This is a genomic window from Reyranella sp., assembly GCF_965279625.1.
GTDB lineage: Bacteria > Pseudomonadota > Alphaproteobacteria > Reyranellales > Reyranellaceae > Reyranella.
On record NZ_OZ257251.1, the window covers coordinates 5,545,492 to 5,567,220 of the forward strand.

At 66.9% G+C, this 21,729-nt stretch carries 24 protein-coding genes; 15 read left to right on the plus strand and 9 right to left on the minus strand.

The features are described 5' to 3' along the window. Positions 1-8 precede the first annotated feature (8 nt). Genes ACQY78_RS26925 through ACQY78_RS26935 form a run of 3 tightly spaced genes read right to left on the minus strand, consistent with a single transcriptional unit; the run spans position 9 to position 2,005 of the window. On the minus strand, positions 9-755 hold the full coding sequence (locus ACQY78_RS26925) for a DUF2272 domain-containing protein (RefSeq protein WP_428681091.1): 747 nt from the start codon (positions 753-755) through the stop codon (positions 9-11). Positions 756-765: 10 nt separating this feature from the next. After that, positions 766-1,476, minus strand: a complete 711-nt coding sequence (locus tag ACQY78_RS26930; RefSeq protein ID WP_428681093.1) for a VOC family protein — start codon at positions 1,474-1,476, stop codon at positions 766-768. A gap of 4 nt (positions 1,477-1,480) precedes the next feature. Further along, positions 1,481-2,005, minus strand: coding sequence for a gamma carbonic anhydrase family protein (locus tag ACQY78_RS26935; RefSeq protein WP_428681095.1), 525 nt, complete (start codon positions 2,003-2,005; stop codon positions 1,481-1,483). A gap of 159 nt (positions 2,006-2,164) precedes the next feature. Here ACQY78_RS26935 and ACQY78_RS26940 point away from each other — a divergent pair, with 159 nt between their 5' ends. Genes ACQY78_RS26940 through ACQY78_RS26955 form a run of 4 tightly spaced genes read left to right on the plus strand, consistent with a single transcriptional unit; the run spans position 2,165 to position 5,592 of the window. Then, positions 2,165-2,608, plus strand: coding sequence for a MerR family transcriptional regulator (locus ACQY78_RS26940; RefSeq protein WP_428681097.1), 444 nt, complete (start codon positions 2,165-2,167; stop codon positions 2,606-2,608). 25 nt (positions 2,609-2,633) lie between these two features. Further along, positions 2,634-4,421: an acyl-CoA dehydrogenase C-terminal domain-containing protein gene (locus ACQY78_RS26945; protein ID WP_428681099.1), complete on the plus strand. Its 1,788-nt coding sequence runs from the start codon at positions 2,634-2,636 to the stop codon at positions 4,419-4,421. Then, on the plus strand, positions 4,418-4,750 hold the full coding sequence (locus ACQY78_RS26950; protein ID WP_428686519.1) for a YnfA family protein: 333 nt from the start codon (positions 4,418-4,420) through the stop codon (positions 4,748-4,750). The genes ACQY78_RS26945 and ACQY78_RS26950 overlap by 4 nt, the downstream gene beginning before the upstream one ends. 41 nt (positions 4,751-4,791) lie before the next feature. Then, positions 4,792-5,592, plus strand: coding sequence for an enoyl-CoA hydratase/isomerase family protein (locus ACQY78_RS26955; protein WP_289298448.1), 801 nt, complete (start codon positions 4,792-4,794; stop codon positions 5,590-5,592). Positions 5,593-5,652: 60 nt separating this feature from the next. Here the strand turns inward: ACQY78_RS26955 and ACQY78_RS26960 are convergent, their stop codons facing one another. Beyond that, the gene (locus ACQY78_RS26960) at positions 5,653-6,444 is read right to left on the minus strand and encodes an enoyl-CoA hydratase-related protein (protein ID WP_428681102.1); all 792 of its coding nucleotides are present in this window, start codon (positions 6,442-6,444) and stop codon (positions 5,653-5,655) included. A gap of 783 nt (positions 6,445-7,227) precedes the next feature. Between ACQY78_RS26960 and ACQY78_RS26965 the strand changes: the two genes are divergently transcribed. Together ACQY78_RS26965 and ACQY78_RS26970 are read left to right on the plus strand one after the other, a co-directional pair. Further along, on the plus strand, positions 7,228-8,187 hold the full coding sequence (locus tag ACQY78_RS26965; RefSeq protein WP_428681104.1) for an OmpA family protein: 960 nt from the start codon (positions 7,228-7,230) through the stop codon (positions 8,185-8,187). A 128-nt stretch (positions 8,188-8,315) separates the two neighbouring features. Further along, complete coding sequence (locus ACQY78_RS26970; protein ID WP_428681106.1) at positions 8,316-8,957, plus strand: DUF1013 domain-containing protein; 642 nt, start codon at positions 8,316-8,318, stop codon at positions 8,955-8,957. Between the two features lie 2 nt (positions 8,958-8,959). Here ACQY78_RS26970 and ACQY78_RS26975 read toward each other — a convergent pair whose 3' ends face one another. Continuing rightward, positions 8,960-9,952 carry an NAD(P)H-quinone oxidoreductase gene (locus ACQY78_RS26975; RefSeq protein ID WP_428681108.1) on the minus strand — a complete coding sequence of 331 codons (993 nt, stop codon included), beginning with the start codon at positions 9,950-9,952 and terminating at the stop codon, positions 8,960-8,962. A 66-nt stretch (positions 9,953-10,018) separates the two neighbouring features. Between ACQY78_RS26975 and ACQY78_RS26980 the strand changes: the two genes are divergently transcribed. The 8 genes from ACQY78_RS26980 to ACQY78_RS27015 all read left to right on the plus strand — a co-directional run bounded on the left by ACQY78_RS26980 (position 10,019) and on the right by ACQY78_RS27015 (position 16,723). Continuing rightward, complete coding sequence (locus tag ACQY78_RS26980; protein ID WP_428681110.1) at positions 10,019-10,207, plus strand: DUF1192 domain-containing protein; 189 nt, start codon at positions 10,019-10,021, stop codon at positions 10,205-10,207. A gap of 34 nt (positions 10,208-10,241) precedes the next feature. Beyond that, positions 10,242-11,537, plus strand: coding sequence for an O-acetylhomoserine aminocarboxypropyltransferase (locus ACQY78_RS26985; RefSeq protein ID WP_428681112.1), 1,296 nt, complete (start codon positions 10,242-10,244; stop codon positions 11,535-11,537). 2 nt (positions 11,538-11,539) lie between these two features. Beyond that, the gene (locus ACQY78_RS26990) at positions 11,540-12,328 is read left to right on the plus strand and encodes an alpha/beta fold hydrolase (RefSeq protein WP_428681114.1); all 789 of its coding nucleotides are present in this window, start codon (positions 11,540-11,542) and stop codon (positions 12,326-12,328) included. Beyond that, positions 12,321-13,058, plus strand: a complete 738-nt coding sequence (locus ACQY78_RS26995) for an SDR family NAD(P)-dependent oxidoreductase (protein WP_428681116.1) — start codon at positions 12,321-12,323, stop codon at positions 13,056-13,058. The genes ACQY78_RS26990 and ACQY78_RS26995 overlap by 8 nt, the downstream gene beginning before the upstream one ends. Before the next feature lie 93 nt (positions 13,059-13,151). Beyond that, positions 13,152-13,907 (plus strand): DUF169 domain-containing protein, encoded by a 756-nt coding sequence (locus tag ACQY78_RS27000; RefSeq protein ID WP_298307523.1) that lies wholly within the window; start codon positions 13,152-13,154, stop codon positions 13,905-13,907. A 1-nt stretch (position 13,908) separates the two neighbouring features. Beyond that, a complete protein-coding gene (locus ACQY78_RS27005) occupies positions 13,909-14,391 on the plus strand; it encodes a 2'-5' RNA ligase family protein (RefSeq protein ID WP_428681118.1) in 483 nt (160 codons plus the stop codon). Next, positions 14,388-15,497, plus strand: coding sequence for a hypothetical protein (locus ACQY78_RS27010; protein WP_428681120.1), 1,110 nt, complete (start codon positions 14,388-14,390; stop codon positions 15,495-15,497). The genes ACQY78_RS27005 and ACQY78_RS27010 overlap by 4 nt, the downstream gene beginning before the upstream one ends. 302 nt (positions 15,498-15,799) lie before the next feature. Further along, positions 15,800-16,723 (plus strand): IS110 family transposase, encoded by a 924-nt coding sequence (locus ACQY78_RS27015; RefSeq protein WP_428686309.1) that lies wholly within the window; start codon positions 15,800-15,802, stop codon positions 16,721-16,723. A 62-nt stretch (positions 16,724-16,785) separates the two neighbouring features. Here the strand turns inward: ACQY78_RS27015 and sppA are convergent, their stop codons facing one another. The 4 genes from sppA to fabI are packed head-to-tail and all read right to left on the minus strand — an operon-like array spanning position 16,786 to position 21,052. Next, entirely contained in the window at positions 16,786-18,543 is a 1,758-nt protein-coding gene (gene sppA, locus ACQY78_RS27020) for a signal peptide peptidase SppA (protein ID WP_428681122.1), read from the minus strand. A gap of 34 nt (positions 18,544-18,577) precedes the next feature. Beyond that, a complete protein-coding gene (locus ACQY78_RS27025; RefSeq protein WP_428681124.1) occupies positions 18,578-19,117 on the minus strand; it encodes a hypothetical protein in 540 nt (179 codons plus the stop codon). Positions 19,118-19,125: 8 nt separating this feature from the next. After that, positions 19,126-20,196, minus strand: a complete 1,071-nt coding sequence (gene aroC / locus ACQY78_RS27030) for a chorismate synthase (RefSeq protein ID WP_428681125.1) — start codon at positions 20,194-20,196, stop codon at positions 19,126-19,128. A gap of 19 nt (positions 20,197-20,215) precedes the next feature. Next, positions 20,216-21,052, minus strand: a complete 837-nt coding sequence (gene fabI / locus ACQY78_RS27035; protein WP_422035213.1) for an enoyl-ACP reductase FabI — start codon at positions 21,050-21,052, stop codon at positions 20,216-20,218. 77 nt (positions 21,053-21,129) lie between these two features. On the opposite strand from fabI, the gene pdxH reads away from it, so the two are divergent. After that, positions 21,130-21,723 (plus strand): pyridoxamine 5'-phosphate oxidase, encoded by a 594-nt coding sequence (gene pdxH / locus ACQY78_RS27040; RefSeq protein WP_428681127.1) that lies wholly within the window; start codon positions 21,130-21,132, stop codon positions 21,721-21,723. Positions 21,724-21,729: the final 6 nt, after the last annotated feature.

The window sequence follows — 21,729 nt, forward strand, 5'->3', positions numbered from 1 at the left end:
TCCTTCCTTCAGGGCAGCCGGTTTTCGATGACCGCGAAGACGGGTCGGCCGGATATGGGCGACAAAATACCGTTCGCGTCCAGTGGAAAGACGCTGCGGGTAACGGAGTCCCCTACATTGCCGCCGATCGCGGAGAGATGGCCCGGCTGGACGTCAACCACGATGTCGCAATGTCCTGCCCCTCGATTCAGGTTTTGCAGGGTCGTGCCGCTGCCCTCGCGCGAGGCGCAGACGAGATCGCCCACTCTGGGCGCATAGGCGTCAGGCTGGTGCGGGAAGAACACCGCACCCGGCCTCTTCGCGCGTTCGACGATTCGCTCGACGTAGATCGTATGGCGCTGGTCGGGGCAGAAGAGGTCGCGCGGCACGCCGGCACTCTCGATGTCCCACGAGATGAAGGCCGCCGACCACGGCACGTCGTTCAATCCGCTCAGCCTGTTGCCGACCGAAGCCCAGTAGTCGGCGATGCGCTGCGGCGCCTCGCGCTCCCTGATGCCGAGTTGTTCCGTCCGGGGCGGTCCATCCTTCGAGTAGGTGATAACCTGCTTGCCGTAGCGACCCCATTCGCCGACCGCCAGCAACACCATCGACGTCCTAGCACTCGACGACGGCGGCGGCGATTCGGGTTTCCAGGACGATGCTGGGCAGGGACCGAGCGGCGGCAAGTCCTTGGCCTGCACGACCGGCTTGCTGGTCGGCGGCGTCGTACAGGCGGCGGCGAGGACGAGAAGCGGGATCGCGAGGAGGCGACGCATAGGGGGCTGTTCAGCCTCCCTGCCAGCGGCCGACGCTGCCGATCAGGATCGTCGGCACGCCTTCGGTGGCGTTCTTCACGGTGAAGATCTGGCTCCCCGGCCGGCGCCCGTCGCGCGGCTCGGAGACGTCGAGCCCGGCAGCCTTCAGCCGGACATGGGCAGCCCCGATGTCGGGCACACGCCACGAAAGACCCCAGAGATGATCGGGTTCGTCGCACACGCCCTTCTTGAGGTCGTGGGCGATCTCGACCACCAGGTCGCCGCAGCGGAAGAACAGCAGGCGCGCGCCCCACTTGGGATTGCTGCGGTCGAGCCGCAGGTCGAGGCCGAGCCGTCCGGCGTAGAAAGCGACGGCGCGCTCGGGGTTGGGCGTGCGCACGACGACATGGTCGAGGCTGGCGACGGCAGCCGCCGCCTCCACCGCGAGGGGAGAAGGGGATTCTTCCGACTGCGCGCACAGTCCGATCGCGACGCCATGAGCGAGGAGCGCCAGGCCCTCGTCCGTTCTCGTCGACGGGACGGCGCGGCGCTCCAGAAGCGTCGCCGCCTTGTCGAGGTCTTGCGTCGCGAACACCATCGATCGCAGGCCCCACGCTTCGGGCTCAAAACGTACTCCGACATTGTCGGTGCGCAGGCGCCCGTCCACCGCACGTCGCCCCAGCAACGTCTCGTACACGGCGGGCGAGCCGCCGACGACGAGATGGTCGAGTGCCGCGATCATGATGTCAGCCGATGCGCTTCAGGTTCGCCTTGTAGTCCTGGCCGCGCTGCACGTAGCTCTCCGCGCTCATGGCCAGACGCGAGGCGTTCTCCTCGCTCAGCTCACGCACGACCTTGGCCGGCGAGCCCAGGATCATCGACCGGTCGGGAAAGCTCTTGCCCTCGGTGACGATCGAGCCGGCGCCCACCAGGCAGTCCTTGCCGATCACCGAGCGGTTGAGCACGACCGACTGGATACCGATCAGCGAACCGTCGCCGATCGTGCAGCCGTGCAGCATGACTTGGTGGCCGATCGTCACGTTGCGGCCGATGGTCAGCGGCGCGCCGGGATCGGTATGCAGGACGCTCAGCTCCTGGATGTTGCTGTCGTCGCCGATGACGATCGGCTCGTTGTCGCCGCGCAGCACGGCGCCGAACCAGATGCTCACCCGTTCGCCCAGGATCACCGACCCGATGATGGTCACGCCCTCCGCGATGTAGCAGGAGGCCGGAATCACCGGCACGCGGTCGTTCAGCTGGTAGATCGGCATCTGGAATCCTTCTGCGAGCGCACTCGTGGGACAGGCCGTCCGGCATGCCAGCTTGCCATGGCCAATTCAATAGACCCGGCGGAACCTGGCTTCCGTAAACGCTCGCTTACGTGAGCGGCGTTTGACGTTTACGTAAACGTCAACTAAATCACCTCCATTATGTCAGTCGCTGCCATTCCTTCGGCCAAGACGCCGGCGCCGCGAGACGCGCAGCGCATCTACAGCATCGCTGAACTGTCGCGTGAATTCGCGATCACGCCGCGCACGATCCGCTTCTACGAGGACGAGGGGCTGATCAAGCCGCGGCGGCACGGCACGACCCGTCTTTACACCGTGGGCGATCGCACGCGGTTGAGCTGGATCCTGCGCGGCAAGCGCCTCGGTTTCTCGCTCGCCGAGATCCGCGAACTGCTCGACCTCTACCAGGTCGACCGCACGGGCATGCAGCAGCTGCGCGAGCTGCTGCGCCGCTGCCAGCTCCATATCGGCGATCTGGAGCGCAAGCGCGCCGATCTCGACCAGCACATCAGCGAGTTCAGGGAAGTCGAAGCACAAGTGAGCGCCGAGCTGAAGCAGCGCGGTCTCGATCCGGAAAGCGATTAGGAAAACTGCGACCGAGGAGGAAGCCATGGCCGTCTACAAGGCCCCGATCAAGGACATCCAGTTCGTTCTGAACGAAGTCATCGACGTGTCGAAGCTCGCCAAACTGCCGGGTTATGAAGACGCGACCCCCGACACGATCCACGCCATCGTCGAGGAAGCCGCCAAGCTCTGCGAGAACGTGCTGTTCCCGCTGAACCGCACCGGCGACGAGGAAGGCTGCCACTACGAGAACGGCGTCGTGCGCACGCCCAAGGGCTTCAAGGAAGCCTACAAGCAGTTCGCCGAGGGCGGCTGGACGGGCATCACCTGCGATCCCGAGTTCGGCGGGCAGGGGCTGCCAGCGACGGTGGGCTTCGCGCTGCAGGAGATGTTCACCGCCGCGAACCAGGCCTTCGCGATGTATCCGGGCCTCAGCCACGGCGCCTACGAGGCGCTGTCGCGCCACGGCTCGGACGAGCTGAAGAGCCGGTACCTGCCGAAGCTCGCCGACGGCACCTGGTCGGGTACCATGTGCCTCACCGAGCCCCATTGCGGCACCGACCTCGGCATGCTGCGTACCAAGGCGGAGCCACAGGCCGACGGCAGCTACAGCATCACCGGTACCAAGATCTTCATCTCGGCCGGCGAGCACGATCTCACGGAAAACATCATCCATCTCGTGCTGGCGCGCCTGCCGGATGCGCCGGGCGGGACCAAGGGCATCTCTCTCTTCATCGTGCCGAAGTTCCTGCCGAAGGCGGACGGGTCGGTCGGCGAGCGCAACGGCATCCGCTGCGGCGCTCTCGAGCACAAGATGGGCATCAAGGCCAACGCGACCTGCGTGATGAACCTCGACGGCGCCACAGGCTGGCTGGTCGGCGAGGCCAACAAGGGCATGACGGCGATGTTCGTCATGATGAACGCCGCGCGCCTCGGCGTCGGCATGCAGGGTCTCGGCATTGCCGAGACGGCCTACCAGAGCGCCGTCGCCTATGCGCGCGACCGCCTGCAGGGTCGCTCGCTCACGGGCCCGAAGAACGCCAGCGGCCCGGCCGATCCGATCATCGTGCATCCCGACGTGCGCCGCATGCTGATGATCCAGAAGTCCTTCACCGAGGGCGCCCGCGCGCTCTCGCTGTGGGTCGGCATGCTGATCGACGAGGCGCATTCGCATCCCGACGCCGCGACGCGCGAGGCGGCCGACGATCTCATCCAGATGCTGACGCCGATCATCAAGGCCTACTTCACCGACATGGGCAGCGAATGCGCCAACCTCGCGGTGCAGACCTGGGGCGGCCACGGCTTCATCCGCGAGAACGGCGTCGAGCAGCTCGTCCGCGACGCGCGCATCACCCAGCTCTACGAAGGCACCAACGGCATCCAGGCGCTCGACCTGGTCGGCCGCAAGCTGCCGATGAAGGGCGGCCGCGCCGCTCAGCGCCTGCTCGGCGAGATCGGCGGCTTCATCGCCCAGCACAAAGCCGACGAGACGATGAAGGAGTTCGTCGAGCCGCTCGAGAAGGCGATGGGCCGCGTGCAGGACTCGGCGCTGTTCCTGATGCAGAACGCGATGAAGAATCCTGACGAGGCCGGCGGCGCTGCCACCGACCTGCTGCGGCTGATGGCACTGACGGCGATGGCCTATATGTGGAACCGCATCGTCGTCGCCGCGCACAAGGGACTGGCGGCCGGCAACGACAACGGCTTCTACGAGGCCAAGATCGTCACCGCGCGCTTCTTCATGGCCCGCGTGCTGCCGCAGACCGTGTCGCTCAACCACCAGATCAAGGCCGGCGCCTCGACCCTGATGGCCCTGCCGGCCGACGCCTTCTGAAGTCGATCCTCGCCTACGGGGCAGCGGCGTTCCTCGAGATCGCCGGCTGCTTCGCCTTCTGGGGGTGGTTGCGGCTCGGTGCATCGCCCTGGTGGCTGGCGCCGGGCCTCGTGGCCCTTGGCCTGTTCGCCTGGCTGCTCACTTTCATCGAGTCGGATGCGGCGGGCCGCGCCTACGCCGCGTACGGCGGCGTCTACATCGCCGCGACGCTCGTCTGGCTGTGGGCCGTCGAAGGCACGCGGCCCGATCGCTGGGACATCACCGGCGCCCTGATTTGCCTGATCGGCGCCGGCATCATTCTTTTCGCGCCGCACCGCGCGACGGGCTAACCTTGGGGCGTCGTACAATAAACGCTTGAGGAAATTGCCCCATGTCCGCACCGCACGTTCTCGCCGAAGTCAAAGATGGCATCGGCTGGATGACGCTCAACCGGCCCGAGTCGCTGAACGCGCTGTCGATGGAGATGCGCGACCTGCTGATCGAGCACAGCGCGAAGTTCGAGAAGGACCCGGCGGTGCGCTGCGTGGTGATCCGCGGCGCCGGCACGCACTTCATGGCGGGTGGCGACATTCGCGGCTTCCACAAGTCGCTGACCGAGGACAAGGAGGCCCATCTCGCCGGCTTCGAGATGCGGGTGGTGAAGGCGCACCAGGCGATCTACCAGATCCGCCGCATGAACAAGCCGGTGCTGGCCTCGGTGCAGGGCGCCGCCGCCGGCTTCGGCCTGTCGCTGATCCTGAACTGCGACCTGGCCATCGCGTCCGACGATTCGTTCTTTACCCTGGCCTACCGCCATATCGGCCTCAGCGCCGATGGCGGCGCGACCTACTTCCTGCCGAGGGTGGTGGGAGAGCGGAAGGCGCTCGAGATCGCGCTGCTGGGCGAGCGCTTCTCGGCGCAGGAGGCCAAGGACAACAATATCCTGAACTGGGTCGTGCCGAAGGATCAGCTGGTGGCCGAGACCGAGAAGATGGCGCGCAAGCTGGCCGACGGTCCGACCTACGCGCTGGGCGTGGCCAAGAAGCTGATCCGCAACTCGTTCGACAATAGCTGGGACGAGCACTCGCACCGCGAGGCCGAGGGCCTGGCCGCCTGCGCCGCCACCGAGGACCATTTCGAGGGCCTGAGCGCCTTCCTCGAAAAGCGGAAGGCGAAGTTCAAAGGCAGGTAGTCGAGATCAAATGACGGCAGGTGAGGGGCGTCCGATCGCGGACGCCCCGCCCAAACCCGCTTAGCGGCCCTTCCAGTTCGGCTTGCGCTTTTCGGCGAAGGCCTTCGGACCCTCGACCGTGTCCTCGCTGTGCGCCATGGCGACGAAGGCGGGGTAGGTCTGGTTGCGCATGCCGATCTCGAGCGACGGCTGGTCGAGCGAACGCATCACGACCTGCTTGGTGGCGCGGATCGACATCGGCGAGCATTCGAGGATCTGGGCGGCCCACTTCTTCGCCGACGCCATCAGCTCGGCGTGCGGCACCACCTCGGTGACGAAGCCCAGCTCGTAGCCTTCCTTGGCCGGTACGTGGCGCCCGGTGAGCATCATGCCCATCGCCCTCTTGAGCGGGATCATGCGGCTGAGGCGCTGCATGCCGCCGGCGCCGGCGGCCAGGCCGACGCGCGGCTCGGGCAGGGCGAACTTGGCCTGGTCGGAGGCAATGATGATGTCGCAGGCCAGCGCGATCTCGAAGCCGCCGCCCATGGCGATGCCGTTCACCGCCGCGATCACCGGCTTGTCGAGGTCGAACCGGTTGGCGAGGCCGCCGAAGCCCTTGGCCGGATGAACCGGGCGCTTGCCGGTCTTGGCCTGGATTTCGGCGTGATACTTGAGGTCGTTGCCGGCGCAGAAGGCCTTGTCGCCGGCGCCGGTGATGATGGCGACCCAGAGGTCCGGGTTGGCCTGGAACTCGTCGAACGCCTCGACCATCTCCTGGTTCGCCATGGGATGGCAGGCGTTGTAGACCTCCGGGCGGTTGATCGTAACGATCATCAGATGGCCGTCGGTCTCGACTTTGCTGTACTGGCCCATGGCGATTACTCCCTATTTCGTGAACGCCGATTTACCGTCCAAAGTGCCACGGTGAAAAGCCGGACGATGCTGCCTATCTGCATCGTGAAATGACATTCTCAGTGTTCAGATACGCGTTCGGCGGCTTCCTGGGGGCGCTCGTCGCTCTCCCGGCCGGAGTAGCTTGCGCGGCGACCTTAAACCAGAATCTTCAGACCGGCCTGACCGGACCACAACCCATTGTAGTGGGGGCAGGCCCGACCGCGTCGTCTGCACCGCCGCCGCATGTGGTTTCGACGGCCGAGCTCAAGAAGCCTTTGCCGGGTGTAAAATCGGCTGAGCCGGCCACCGCCGCAGAGATCGCTGGCAGGTTGTTGGCTCCCGAGTCCTCCAATCCGGACATGCCTTTGCCGCATCCCGGCCTGTCTGAAGAGTTCTCCGACAGGACCGATGTCCCGAGACCGCTGACGGGCCTCACCCCGTTCGGACGTGGCGAGACGGGGGGCGGCATCCTGGGCTTCCGGTTGCCTCTTCCGGCGCCACGCAGCAAAATAGACCGAACCACTACATCTAGTCCTTGATATCTGAGGCTGGGACGCCCTCCGGAGAGCCTTTCGAGGCCTCCAACTTCCGCACTGTTGCGTCCGTGTCACAGGTTTCAGGCGAGTCGGCGCGGGCAGGGTGGTTTGGTTGCACCGCACCAGTGGTGGTGTGTATATTAAAAACAGTTGGCGAAACCACAGCGCGCCGACGGTCAAGAACACAGTTTCAGTCTGCAAGTATTCAGAACGAGGGGAAGAACTCATGAAGAAGGCTCTTCTGGCGGCCGCCGCCATTGTCGCGCTGCCGGTGGCGGCGCAGGCGCAGGCCCCGCAGCCGGGTCTGTACATTGGTGCCGAAGGCGGCATCAACTGGCTGACGAACTTCACGGCCAACACGAACATCCCGGCGTTCCCGACGGTGAACGTGACCCCGCAGCTCGGCTGGATGGCCGGTGGCGTGATCGGCTACGACTTCGTCGGTCCGCGCGTTGAGTTGGAAGGCATCTATCGCTGGAACCCGACGAACGTCGGCGTCCCGGGCACGGCCGTGAACAACCAGGTCGGCCAGCTGGGCATCATGGCGAACCTGCTGTACGACTTCATGCCGGGTTCGGTCATCACCCCGTACATCGGCGCTGGCGCCGGTCTGGGCCTGGTCGACGGCAACTCGTCGCTGTCGAGCACGGTGTTCGCCTATCAGGGCATCATCGGTCTCGGCTGGAACGCCGACACGAACTTCCGCGTGAACCTGGACGGCCGTTACTACGGCACGTCGAACCCGACCGTGAACGGCGTGGGTTGGACGAACAACAACTTCAGCATCATGCTGGGCCTGCAGTACAAGTTCGTTTCGGCTCCGGCCGCCCCGCCGCCGCCGCCGCCGGTCGTTGCGCCGCCGTCGTTCATGGTGTTCTTCGACTGGGATCGCTCGAACCTGTCGGCTCAGGCTCTGAACACGATCAAGCAGGCTGCCGGCGCCTACAAGGCGAAGGGTAACGCCCGCATCACGGCGACGGGTCACACCGACACGTCGGGCACCGAGGCCTACAACATGGCGCTGTCGCTGCGTCGTGCGAACGCCGTCAAGGACGCCCTGGTTCGCGAAGGCGTGCCGGCGACCGCGATCGCGGTGGTTGGCCGTGGCGAGCAGGGCCTGCTGGTCCAGACCGGCCCGAACGTCCGCGAGCCGCAGAACCGCCGCGTCGAAATCGTCATCCAGTAAGACGATCCGAAGCGTTGACTTCAGGAACGGCCGGGGGCAACCCCGGCCGTTTCCATTTTCGGCTATGTGCTTTTCGGGTTGGCGGCGGGGGAGTCGGCCTCTATATCCGGGCACAGGAGAGTGAATTCATGTCGCAAGTGTTGATGCCCAAGGCGACCGCCGTCTGGCTGGTCGAAAATACGACCCTGACGTTTGACCAGATCTCGGCCTTCACCGGCCTGCATCCGCTCGAAATCCAGGCGATCGCCGACGGCGAAGTCGCGGGCGGCATGACCGGATACGACCCGACGACCAATGGTCAGCTCACCAAGGAGGAGATCAAGCGGGTCGAGGCCGACAGCAACGCGCGGTTGAAGCTCAGCCCGCGGGACGTGCCGATGCCGCAGGCCCGCTCCAAGGGGCCTCGCTACACGCCGGTGGCCAAGCGCCAGGATCGTCCCGACGCCATCGCCTGGCTGCTGAAGACCCATCCCGAACTCCAGGACAGCCAGGTCGCCAAGCTCGTCGGCTCGACCAAGAGCACGGTCCAGTCGGTGAAGGACCGCTCGCACTGGAACATGCAGAACGTGCGCCAGCGCGATCCGGTGACGCTCGGCCTGTGCTCGCTGAAGGACCTGAACGACGCGGTCGACCGCGCGCGCCGCAAGGCCGCCCGCGAGGACGCGGCCCGCAAGAAGGAAACGGCACAGGCCGGCGTGGTCGAGGAGGTCGCCGAGGAGGCCGACCTCGATCCGGCCGAGGCCGACCAGCCCGACGTCGCCGAGCGTTAGACCTAGACGGTCATCATCACCTTGCCGACATGGTCGGCGCGCTCCAGCTCGGCATGCGCGCCGGCGGCGTCCCGAAGCGGGAACGTCTTGTAGATGATCGGCTTGATCTTGCCGCCTTCGAGCAGCGGCCAGACCTTCTCCTTCAGACCGCGCGCCATGCGGCCCTTGCTCTCGATGCTCTGAGGACGAAGCGTCGAGCCGGTGAGGGTGAGGCGATTGACCATCAGGAAGCCGGCGCTGATCGTGGCGGTCGCGCCGCCCTGGACGGCGATCACGACACAGCGTCCGTCGAGCTTCAGCAGCGACAGGTTCTTCGGCAGATAGTCGCCGGCCACCATGTCGAGCACGACGTCGACGCCGCCCGACAGCTTCTTCACCTCGGCCGCCCAGTCATTGTCCTTGTAGAGGATGGCGTGATCGGCCCCGAGGGCCTTCACCGCATCGGCCTTCTCTTTCGTCCGCACCGTGGTGAGCACCGTCGCGCCGAACGCCTTGGCGAGCTGAATGGCCGTCGTGCCGATGCCGCTCGCACCGCCATGGATCAGCGCGGTCTCGCCGGCCTTGAGCTGGCCGCGCTCGAACAGGTTGTGCCAGACGGTGAAGTAGTTCTCCGGCAGTGCCGCGGCGTGCAGCAGGTCGAAGCCCTTGGGCGGCGGCAGGCACTGCGGCGCCGGCACGACGCAGTATTCGGCATAGGCGCCGCCCGGCGTCAGCGCACAGATCTCGTCGCCAACGGTCCAGCCGCTGACCCCTTCGCCCAACTCGGCGACGGTGCCGGAAGCCTCGAGACCCGGCAGGTCCGAGGCGCCCGGCGGGGGCGCGTAGTTACCCTGGCGTTGGGAGATATCGGGCCGGTTGACCGCGGTGGCGGCGACCTTGATCAGGATTTCGCCGGCCTTGGGCCGGGGCACCGGCCGCGTCGCCGGCACCAGCACTTCCGGGCCGCCATACTTGGTGATTTCGATGCAGGTCATCGTGGCGGGCAGGGCACTCATGGTCGGCCTTTCGAAGCGGGTGGAGCGGTGCTAGTCCTGCCTTAGCCGCTTCCGTGGAGACGCGCCATGGCCTTCGATCTCGACGATCTCGACCCCAGACAGAAGAAGACACAACCGAAGAATCTCGACGTGATGAACGTCGAGGACCTGAAGGAGTACGTCGTCGCGCTCAAGGCCGAACTCGAGCGGGCCGAAGCGAAGATCAAGGCCAAGCAGAGCCACGCCGCGGCAGCGGCTTCGCTGTTCAAGAATTAGCGGCGGCAAGATCGCTCGCTGAGAGGGAGACAAAGTGGTCGAAGCCAAGTTCCTGAGGCCCGATACGCTGGCGCTGCACGCCGGTCAGCATCCCGATCCCGCGACCGGCGCGCGCGCGGTGCCGATCTACCAGACGACGTCGTTCGTGTTCCGCGACGTCGACCACGCGGCGAGCCTCTTCAACCTCGAAGTGGGGGGCCACATCTACAGCCGCATCTCCAATCCGACCGTATCGGTCTTCGAGGAGCGGGTGGCGGCGCTGGAGGAGGGCTCGGGCGCGCTCGCGGTGTCGAGCGGACAGGCGGCGCTGCACATCGCCATCGCGACGCTGATGGGCGCGGGCAGCCACATCGTCGCCTCGACCTCGCTCTACGGCGGCACGCGCAACATGCTGGCGCTCACCCTGCCGCGCTTCGGCATCGAGACGACGTTCGTGCATCCGCGCGATCATGACGGGTTCCGCAAGGCCATCCGTCCCAATACGCGCCTGGTGCTCGGCGAGACGATCGGCAATCCGGGCGGCGAGGTGCTCGACATCCCGGCCATTGCCGCGATCGCCCACGAGGCCAGGATCCCGCTGATGATCGACAATACCTTCGCCTCGCCGGTCCTGTGCAAGCCGCTGACCCTGGGCGCGGACATCGTCTTCCATTCGGCCACCAAGTTCATCGGCGGCCACGGCGTGGCGATCGGCGGCGTGATCGTCGAGTCCGGCCGCTTCGACTGGGAAGCTTCGGGCAAGTTCCCGACGCTCACCGAACCCTATGCCGGCTATCACGGCATCGACTTCGCCGAGGAGTTCGGCCCGCATGCCTTCGTGATGCGCGCCCGCAGCGAGGGCGTGCGCGACTTCGGCTGCTGCCTGTCGCCGCAGAACGCCTTCTATCTGATCCAGGGCCTCGAGACGCTGCCGCTCCGGGTCGCGCGTCACGGCGAGAATGCCCGCAAGGTGATGGCGTTCCTGAAGTCAAACCCGGCGGTCGAGCGCATCGCTTCGCCCGACATGCCGGATCATCCCGACCATGCGCTGGCGCAGCGGATGCTGCCCAAGGGGACGGGGTCGATCTTCAGCTTCGACATCAAGGGCGGGCGCGAGGCCGGCCGGCGCTTCATCGAGCGGCTGAAGCTGTTCTCGCATCTGGCCAATGTCGGCGACGCCAAGTCGCTGGTGATCCACCCTGCCTCGACCACGCACGCCCAGCTCGATGCCGCGGCGCTCGCGCAGGCGGGCATTGGCGAGGGCATGATCCGGCTCTCGGTCGGCCTCGAGGATCCCGAGGACCTGGTCGACGATCTCGGGCAGGCGCTGCGCGCCTCGCAGAAGGGCTGACCATGAAGCTCACCGTCGATGGCCGGACCGTCTTTGCGACGACCGGCGGCACCGAATTCGATGCGGCCAAGCCCGCGATCGTCTTCCTCCATGGCGCGGGCTTCGACCGCACGGCGTGGCGCCTGCAGACACGCTGGTTCGCCCATCACGGCCGCAGCGTGCTGGCCGTGGACTTTCCGGCGCATGGCTGGTCGGACGGGCCGGCGCTCGACAGCATCCCCGCCATGGCCGACTGGACGGCACGCGTGATCGACGCCGCCGGTTTGAAGCAGGCGGCGCTGGTCGGTCATTCGATGGGAGCGCTGGTCGCCCTCGACTGCGCGGCGCGCCACGGCGACAAGGTGCGGGCGCTCGGCCTGTGCGGCGTCGCCTCGGAAATGCCGGTCCATCCCGAGATGCTCGAATCGGCCAAGGCCAACACGGAAAAGGTGCAGGAGCTCATGACCTTCTGGGGCATGGGCACGGCGCTGCACAAAGGCGGCATGGTCTCGCCTGGCCTGTGGCTGCGGCGAGAATCGCTGGCCGTGCTGGCGAGCAATGAACCGGGCGTGATCCATACCGATCTGGCCGCCTGCAATGCCTACAAGGACGCGCCGGCACGCGCGGCTGCCGTGACGTGCCCGACCGTGTTCGTGCTGGGCGACGGCGATCTCATGACGCCCGCCGCCAAGGCCAAGGCGCTGGTCGCCGCGATTGCCGGGTCGACGGCCGTGACCATTCCCGATTGCGGGCACTTCATGATGGTGGAGCGTCCCGACGAAACGCTGGAGGCGTTGAAGTCCCGTGTCTGATCGCATTGCTCTCGTCACCGGTTCGACCTCCGGGATCGGCGCCGCCATTGCGCGCCGTCTGGCGCACGACGGCTACACCGTGGCGCTTCATTCGCGCAGCTCCGCCGAGGTCGGAAAGGCGATGGCCGCCGAGCTGCCGCGCGCGAGCTACCACCAGGCCGATCTCGGCGACGAGACGGCGGCGCGCGGCCTGGTCGCTTCGGTCCTGGAGGCGCATGGCCGGCTCGACGTGCTGGTCAACAATGCCGGCCTCTCGATCCGCATTCCGCACACGGACCTCAAGGCCGCGACGCCGGCACTGTGGCGGCAGATGCTCGACGTCAACCTGATCGCGCCCTTCGTCCTGGTCGCGGAGGCCGAAGCCGCGCTCCGCGAATCGGCCGGGGGCGGCCGTCCGGCCAGCATCGTCAACATCGGCACGCATGCCGGCTCGCGGCCCAAGGGCTCGTCGATCCCGTATGCGGCGTCGAAGGCGGCGCTGCATCACGTCACCAAACTGCTGGCGCTGTCGCTGGGGCCGGACATCCGCGTCAACGCCGTGGCGCCCGGTCTGGTCGAAACACCAATGACGGCGAACTGGCCCGACATGCTGGAGACCTGGAAGGCGAAGTCGCCGATGAAGCGCCCTGCGAAACCGGAGGACATCGCCGATCTCGTGGCCGCGCTGTGCGCCAACGACTACGTTACCGGAGAGATCGTCATCGCCGACGGTGGGTTGAACCTCACCTAGCCAGACACGGAGGAAACAACAATGAACGTCCAGACGCTGCCGCCGGGCTACAAGACCGCCCCATGGACGCCGCCGGAGACCATCACCGGCGCCATGCTGGCCGAGGCCAGCAACAAGCTGATCGAACTGCTGCGCATCCGCACCCAGCCGATCGGCATGCGCCTGTTCGAAGACCCGGCCGAGATGGACAAGATCAAGGGCGTGCGCAAGCCGACCGAGGGCTTCAAGTTCACAATGTGCCAGATGGTGACGCAGTCACGCTGGTACGGCTTCACGCTGGGCATCACCGTCGACAATACGCGCGGCGGCAATTGCGGCGGCGTCGTCGGCCTCAACCATCCGGGCGAGGGCTTCCTCTCGGGCGACCACATGAACGGCGTGTGGTTCGGCAACAAGGAAGCCTCCGCTGCCCATCAGGCGCAGATGCCGCGCGTGCCGGACGGCAAGTACAACGGCCTGGTCGTAGCGCCGCTGCGCTCGGCGCGCCTCGATCCGCCGGACATCTGCCTGTTCTACGGTACGCCCGGCCAGATGATCTATTTCATCAACGGCCTGCAGTATCACCGTTACCGCCGCTACGACTTCACGGTGACGGGCGAGAGTGCCTGCGCCGATTCGTGGGGCCGGGCGCTCGCCACGCGCCAGACCTCGCTGTCGCTGCCGTGCTTCGCCGAGCGCCGCTATGGCGGCGTCGCCGACGACGAGCTGCTGATGGCCTGCCCGCCGGACGAGCTGCTGCGGGCGGTCGAGGGCATGGGCCATCTCGGCAAGAATGGCCTGCGCTATCCGTTCCCGCCCTATGGCGCGGTGATGGATCCGGCGCTCGGCATGGCCAAGAGCTACAGCTGAGATGCTCTACGTCGTGGCCTGGCCGGTGCTCGGCGAGGCCGACGACACGGCGCTGCGCCGGTTGCGGGCGCAGTACCATCCGGGTGAGGCGGCGCTGATCGGCCCGCACTTCACGCTCGTGTTCGGCGCTGCGGCCGAACGCGAGGAAGAGCTGCGCACGACGCTGCGGGGCGTCACGCAACGGCCCTTCTGGTTCATGATCGAACGCATCGTGCGCTCCGACCTCTATCTCTATGCCGAACCCTCCGATGGCGCGGCGGAGCTGGCGGCGCTGCATGAGGCGCTGAATCCCGTGCCGGGTCGCGCGCCGTTCGAGCCGCACATCACGCTGGGGCGGTTTCGCAGCCCCGCCGAGGCCGAGCAGGTGGCGCGCATCGTGGGCCGCCAGAACCTGCCGATGACCGGCCGGATCGAGGAGCTGGCCCTGTTGCGGCGCACCGGCGACACTCTCGACACATTGGCCAGCGTGCGCCTCGGCGCATGAAGGCGCTGCGCCGCCTCGCGATCGTCCTGTTGGCAGGCCTCGCGCTGCTGTTCGTCTTCGGCCGGCCGATCGTCTGGACCGAGGCCGTGCTGGTCATGTGGGACGTGGCGGCGGGCGGCACGCCGACCCTGTGGCAGAAGCTGACCGCGGCGCCCGAGGAACAGGCGATGCGCTGGGAGACGGGCGAGGGGGACCTCTACCTGCCGGCCAGCCAGGCGCGGGCCGCGATGGTGCTGGTCCCGGGGGCTGCCGTGTTGGGGCGCGACGAGCCGAGGCTGCAGGCCTTTGCCCGGACGCTTGCCCGTGCGGGCTTCGCCGTTCTGGTGCCGGAACTGCCCGAGGTGCGCCAGCTCGTCCTGTCCCGCGCCGACGGCGAACGGGTGGCCAACGCGTTGCGGCAGTTGAACAAGCGCCTGCCCGATCTGCCGCTCGGCGTGGCGGCGATCTCCTATGCCGCGGCCCCCGCTATCATCGCGGCGATCGAGGACGATCTCGCCCCGCGCGTCGCCTTCGTGGTCGCCATCGGCGGCTATCGCGATGCATACGCGGCCATCCGCTTCGTGACCACGGGCGCCTTCCGGCCGAGAGGCGACAGTCGTGAGTTCCGGGTTGAGCCGAACGCCTATGGTCGCTGGGCGATCCTGCGCGCCAATGTCAGCCGCCTCGACGATCCGCGAGACGCGCGCCTCCTGGAAGAGATCGCGCTGCAGCGCTTCCATGACCGCAATGCCGACATCTCCCGCGAGGTCTCGATGCTCGGACCGCAGGGCCGCGCAGTGCTGGCCCTGGTCGACAATCGCGATCCCGATGCCGTCAACCGCCTGATCGAAGAGCTCCCCGAGAGCGTGCGTCGCGAGATCGATGGCCTGAACCTCGCCTTTTACGATCTGTCGAAGCTGCGTGGCCGTCTGATCCTGGTGCATGGCCGCACCGATCCGATGGTGCCCTACAGCGAGAGCCAGGATCTGGCGGTCGCGGCATCGAAGGCGCGCGTGTCGCTGTTTCTCATCGACGATATCGGCCATGTCGAGTTCACGGCCGTCAACGTCGCCAATGCCTGGAAGATTTGGCAGGCGATCGTCGCGCTGCTGGAAGAGCGGCGATAGGGTCTTTCCACTTCAGCACCACCTCATCCTGAGGAGCGGCCGCAGGCCGCGTCTCGAAGGATCGGCAACAGGCGCAGTGCTCGTGCCCATGCTTCGAGACGGCTGCTGCGCAGCCTCCTTGTATCAAGGGACGGCCGCGCCGGCGTAGAGTTGCGGGTGCGGTCTCGGTGGAGAGCCCGGAGGCTCCTGGGGCCTACAAGCCCGTTGCTGAGCGTGGTGCCTCCACCGTTGATTTTGTGATCCCGAACGGTCGCCTGGGCCGAACCGCGAGCCCGCATGCGCAAGGATGGGAGCCAAGATCCATGTTCGTAGGTATCGATGTGGCGAAAGATCACCTGGATGTTCATGTTCGCCCTGCCGGCGAAGCCTTCACCGTTGCCCGCGACGGAGAAGGCATCGAGGACTTGGTTGGGCGGTTGAGTAAAATGGCGCCCGCTCTGATCGTGCTCGAAGCAACCGGTGGCTTCGAGACGATCGTGGCGGCAGGTCTGGGCGCGGCGGGCCTGCCCGTGGCAGTCGTCAATCCTCGGCAGATCAGGGACTTCGCCCGGGCCACCGCACGGCTGGCCAAGACCGATACCCTCGATGCTGCTGTCATCGCTCACTTCGCCGAGGCGGTGAACCCACCGGCGCGGCCGCTCGCCGACGAGCAGTCCAGGTTGTTGGGCGAACTGATGGCGCGCCGCCGTCAGCTCATCGAGATGATCGGGGCCGAGAGCAACCGCCGGCGCATGCTCACCGTCCGACGCACCCTCAAGAGCGTCGATCGAGTGCTTGCGACCTTGAAGGCCCAGCTCGAACAGATCGATGACGACATCGATACCGCCGTCCGGGGAACACCGGCCTGGCGCGAGGCCGAGGATCTTCTGATCAGCGTTCCCGGCATCGGGCCCAGGATCGCTCGCACCCTGATCGCCGAACTGCCTGAACTGGGCCGTCTCGGCCGACGAGAGATCGCTTCGTTGACCGGCGTCGCCCCGTTCAATCGCGACAGCGGCACCTTGCGTGGCCGCCGTACCATCGCGGGAGGACGACCCGCCGTACGGGCTGCCCTCTACATGAGCATCCTCGTCTCCATCCGCCGCAAGCTGCCCTTGGCGCTGACCTATCATCGCCTGCGCGCCGCCGGAAAGCCGGCCAAGGTCGCCATCGTCGCTTGCATGCGCAAGCTCGTGACCATCCTCAACGCCATCCTCAGGGACAGAAAGCCATGGGCAAACGCTTGACCGCCACGACGGTCGCTCAGCATGAGGTTGGTGGTGGTGATTCTGTCGGAATCGGAAGGACCCTAACGCCAGAGCGGCGGCAGCGGTGGCAGGCGGACGTTGCCGGGGCGCGTCGCCACGCCGAACTTCGCCAGGGCCTCGCGGACCTCGCGGGGCATCGCCAGGTTCGGTGACGCCGTGACCCCCGCCAGCTTGAACACTCGATCGATGAGGCGCTGAAAGCGATCGGTTTCGTCGGGATAGCGGCGGATTTCGACCTTGCGGCCCTCGTCGATGCCGGCCTTTGCCTTGGCGATGTTGAGGGCGAGCTGCAGGCCGCCCAGCTCGTCGACCAGTCCGGCGCGCTTGGCGTCGATGCCGCTGAACACGCGTCCGCGGGCCGCCGCGTCGATGCGGTTGGCGTCGAGGTTGCGCGACTCCGCCACCTGGGCGGTGAAGGCGGCATAGATCACGTCGAGCTCGCGATTGATGGCGGCGCGCTGCGCCGGCGTCGGCGGCTGGAAGGTCGAATGCATGCCGGCATTGCGGCCGACCGACACGCGCTCGACGTTGATGCCGACCGACGTCAGCAGCTCCTGGGCCATCGGCCAGATGCTGAACACGCCGATCGAGGCGGTGATGGTCGTCGGCTGGGCGACGATCACGTCGCCGCGCACCGCGGCCAGATAGCCGCCGGAGGCCGCTATGTCGCCCATCGAGATGATGACCGGCTTGCCGGCGGCACGGGCCCGGCCGACCGCGTCGGCAATCGCGTCGGCGGCAGGGTAGGTGCCGCCGGGCGAGTCGATGCGCAGGACGATGGCGCGCACGTCCTTCGCCTGCGAGGCGTTCTCCAGCGCCTCGACGACGTCCTCTGCATTGGCCATCGCTTCGTCGTCGAGCGGACTGCCGTTGCCGCCGCCGGACGCGATGGCGCCGCTGGCGCGCACTAAGGCGATGACTTCGCCGTTCGTCTTGGGACGCGCGCCGTCGCCGGCATATTCGTCGAGGGTCACGAGATCGCGCTTGCCGTTGGCCCGCTGGTAGACGTCCTCGAGCGCATCGGTGCGATAGCCGATCTTGTCGACGAGGCCGTCCCGACGCGCCTGCTCCGATTCGTGAGGCGCGGTGTCGATCAGGCGGCGAAGCTGGGCGGCCTCTATCTTGCGGTCGCGGGCCACGTCGGCGACGAACTGGTCGAACAGGCTGTCGATGAGCTGCTGCAGATTCTCGCGCGCAGGGCGGCTGTAGCCCGTCTCCGTGAACGAGTCGGGGGCGCTCTTGTACTCGTAGCGCTTGCCGCCCTCGACCTTGACCCCGAGCTTGTCGAGGCCGCCCTTCAGGAACGGCGTCTCGACGGCGATCCCGGTGACACCGAAGCCGCCGCTCGGCTGCAGCCAGATCTGCTCCAGCGCGGCCGCGAGATAATAGTCGGCGACGTGGCGGCCGCCGCTGCCGAGCGATTCCGCGAAGCCTACGGTGAACTTGCCCTTGCCGCGGAAGTGGGCGATCGCCTGACGCAGCTCCTGGACGCGGGCCATCCCGCCATCCTCGTCGCCGATCTCAACGTAGAGGCCGACGACGCGCGGATCGTCGGCCGCCTGCCACAGAAGCTGAACCGTCTCGACGATGTCACGTGAGCCGCCGAAAAGGCCGCCGCTCAGCAGACCGGTCGAGGTCGTCTCCGGCGGCAGGGAGCGCAGGTCCAGCGACAGGACCATCTGCTGCGGCAGCGGCTTGGCCGAGAAGGGCCCCGAGGCGAAGAAGGCCACGCCGGCGACGACCCCGAGGAGAACGAGGGTGCCGATGGTCGCAAGAAAGCCGACGATGAAACGCCGCATGCGAATGTTTCCCTCTTGTGACTGTGTGTGCTGGCTAGGACTGGACGAGATTCGGCCGGAACGTCTTCACGGCGTCAAGCATGGCCACGGCTTTTGTATCGAGGCCATTGTCGCGGACCAGGATGGCGGTCGGCATGCCCCGGATCGGCCGCAGGCTGTCGTCGAGGTTGAGGAGCGACAGGCGCAGGTCGGCTGCGAGAAAGGCCCGCGGTTCGACGCCGATCTGAAGCTGGGGGCGCAGGGCGAGGCGACGCAGGCGCACCCACTGGATGTCGTTCCAGGCGAGGCGGGCGTTGCGGCCAAATCCCAGGGTGATGCCGTCATGGTCGATGACGATCTGCGGGGTGCGATTGAGATAGCGGCTGATCCCTGCGTAGACATAGTAGGCCATCGCCAGCGCGAGGACCGAGAACAGCACGAACCGCGGATCGTTCAGGGAAAGCGTCGGCGCGTTGGCCGAGTTGCCCGAGGCAAAATGGGCGATCGCCGTGCCGATCATCAACAGCGAGACGACGGCCATGCCCGCGTTGTGAAGCGTGCCGTAGCGCGCTTCCAGGGCTTGCCGGGCGGCCACGCTGAGCGCTAACCGGCCTGCGCTCGGTGGCGCAGCAGATGGTCCGCGAGGACACACGCCATCATAGCTTCGGCGACCGGCGTACCGCGGATGCCGACACAGGGATCGTGGCGGCCCTTGGTGCGCAGCTCGATCTCGCGGCCGTTGCGGTCGACGCTGCGGACCGGCGTCAGGATGGAACTGGTGGGCTTGACCGCGAGACGGCAGACGATGTCCTGGCCGGTCGAGATGCCGCCCAGGATGCCGCCGGCATGGTTGCTGAGGAAGGCGGGGTGGCCGTCCTGCATGCGCATCTCGTCGGCATTCTCCTCGCCGCTCATCGCCGCCGCGGCGAAGCCGTCGCCGATCTCCACGCCCTTCACGGCATTGATGCTCATCATCGCCTTGGCGAGGTCGGCGTCGAGCTTGTCGTAGACCGGGTCGCCCAGGCCCACGGGCACGCCAGAGGCCACGATCTCGATCACGGCGCCGCACGAGCTGCCGCGCTTGCGCACATCGTCGAGGTAGCCCTCCCAGTTCTGCGCCGCCTGACGGTCGGGGCACCAGAAGGGATTGTCGCCGGTGGCGTCCCAGTCCCAGTTGGCGCGGTCGATCTTCTGCGTGCCGATCTGGACCACGGCGCCGCGGATGGTGACGCCATCCCCCAGGATTTTCCGCGCGATGGCCCCGGCGGCAACGCGCACCGCGGTTTCGCGCGCCGACTGGCGGCCGCCGCCGCGATAGTCGCGCACGCCGTACTTCATTTGATAGGTGTAGTCGGCGTGGGACGGGCGGAACTGGTCCTTGATCTCGCCGTAGTCGCGGCTGCGCTGGTCGACATTGTCGATGTGCAGTCCGATCGGCGTGCCGGTCGTGACGCCCTCGAACACGCCGGACAGGATCTTCACCGTGTCCGGCTCCTGGCGCTGGGTGACGAAGCGGGACTGGCCGGGACGGCGCTTGTCCATCCACACCTGGATATCGGCCTCGGTGAGGGCGATGCGCGACGGCGTGCCGTCGACCACGCAGCCGATCGCGGGCCCGTGGCTTTCGCCCCAGCTGGTGAACCGGAAAAGGGTACCGAAACTGCTGCCGGCCATGGCCTGCCGGCCTCCTGCGCTACTCGCCTTCGAAGTTGCCGAGCAATTCGGCGATCTGCTTCGCGGACGAGGTGTTGATCATGCCGACGACATGGTAGCCGGCATCGACGTGCATCACTTCACCGGTCACGCCGGTGCCGAGGTCGGACAGGAGATAGAGGCCGGCATTGCCGACTTCCTCGGTCGTGACGTTGCGCTTCAGCGGGGAGTTGAGCTCATTCCACTTCAGGATGTAGCGGCCGTCGTTGATGCCGGCGAAGGCCAGCGTCTTGATCGGGCCGGCCGAGATCGCGTTGACGCGGATCTTCTGCTCGCCGAGATCGGCCGCCAGGTAGCGCACGCTTGCCTCGAGGGCGGCCTTGGCCACGCCCATGACGTTGTAGTGCGGGATCACCCGCTCGGCGCCGTAGTAGGTGAGGGTGAGGAGGCTGCCGCCATCCTTCATCAGCGGCACGGCGCGCTGCGCCACCGCGGTGAAGGAGTAGACGCTCACGTTCATCGTGAGGGTGAAATTGTCGGACGAGGTGTCGAGATAACGGCCGCGCAGCTCGTCCTTGTTGGAAAAGGCGATGGCGTGGACGACGAAGTCCAGCTTGCCCCATTCCTTCTCCAGCTTGGCAAAGACGGCGTCGATGCTGGCGGGGTTGGTGACGTCGCACGGCTCGATGATCTTGGCGCCGATCGAGTTGGCCAGCGGCCGCACACGCTTCTCCAGGGCTTCGCCCTGGAAAGTGAAGGCCACCTCGGCCCCCTGGTCGTGGCAGGCCTTGGCAATCCCCCAAGCGATCGAGCGTTCGTTGGCGACGCCCATTACGAGGCCTTTTTTACCGGCCATCAGTTGTGCAGCTACGGTCATGCCTCGTTCTAGCTGGGGAACGGTATTGGGACAAGATGCCGGTGGTGGAACGGGCCGGGCCCCCTCATATTGTGGTCATGATCAGGGAAACGACCGATCCGCTTGAGCTTTTCGCCGCCTGGTACGGCGAAGCCGCCACTTCCGAGCCCAATGACCCCTCCGCCATGGCGGTGGCCACGGTCGGTCCGGACGGCACGCCCGCCGTACGCATGGTCCTTTTGAAGGACTATGACGCCGACGGTTTCGTGTTTTACACAAACTATGAAAGCCGGAAGGGCAACCATCTCCTGGCCCATCCCAAGGCGGCGCTGCTTTTCCACTGGAAGTCGCTGCGGCGCCAGGTTCGCCTCGAGGGACCGGTCACCCAGACGACCGCCGCCGAGGCCGACGCCTATTTCGCGAGCCGGGCGCGGGGCAGCCAGATCGGCGCCTGGGCCTCGGAACAGTCGCGGCCGCTGGAGAGCCGGTTCGCGCTGGAGAAGCGGGTGGCGGAGTATGGCGCCCGCCACGTGATCGGGACGGTGCCGCGGCCACCGCACTGGTCCGGCTTCCGCCTGCAGCCGAACCTGATCGAATTCTGGCAGGACGGCGCCTTCCGGCTGCACGACCGGCTGGAATATCGGCGCAGCGCTCCCACCGAGCCGTGGACCACGCGTACGCTTTATCCGTGAGGGCGT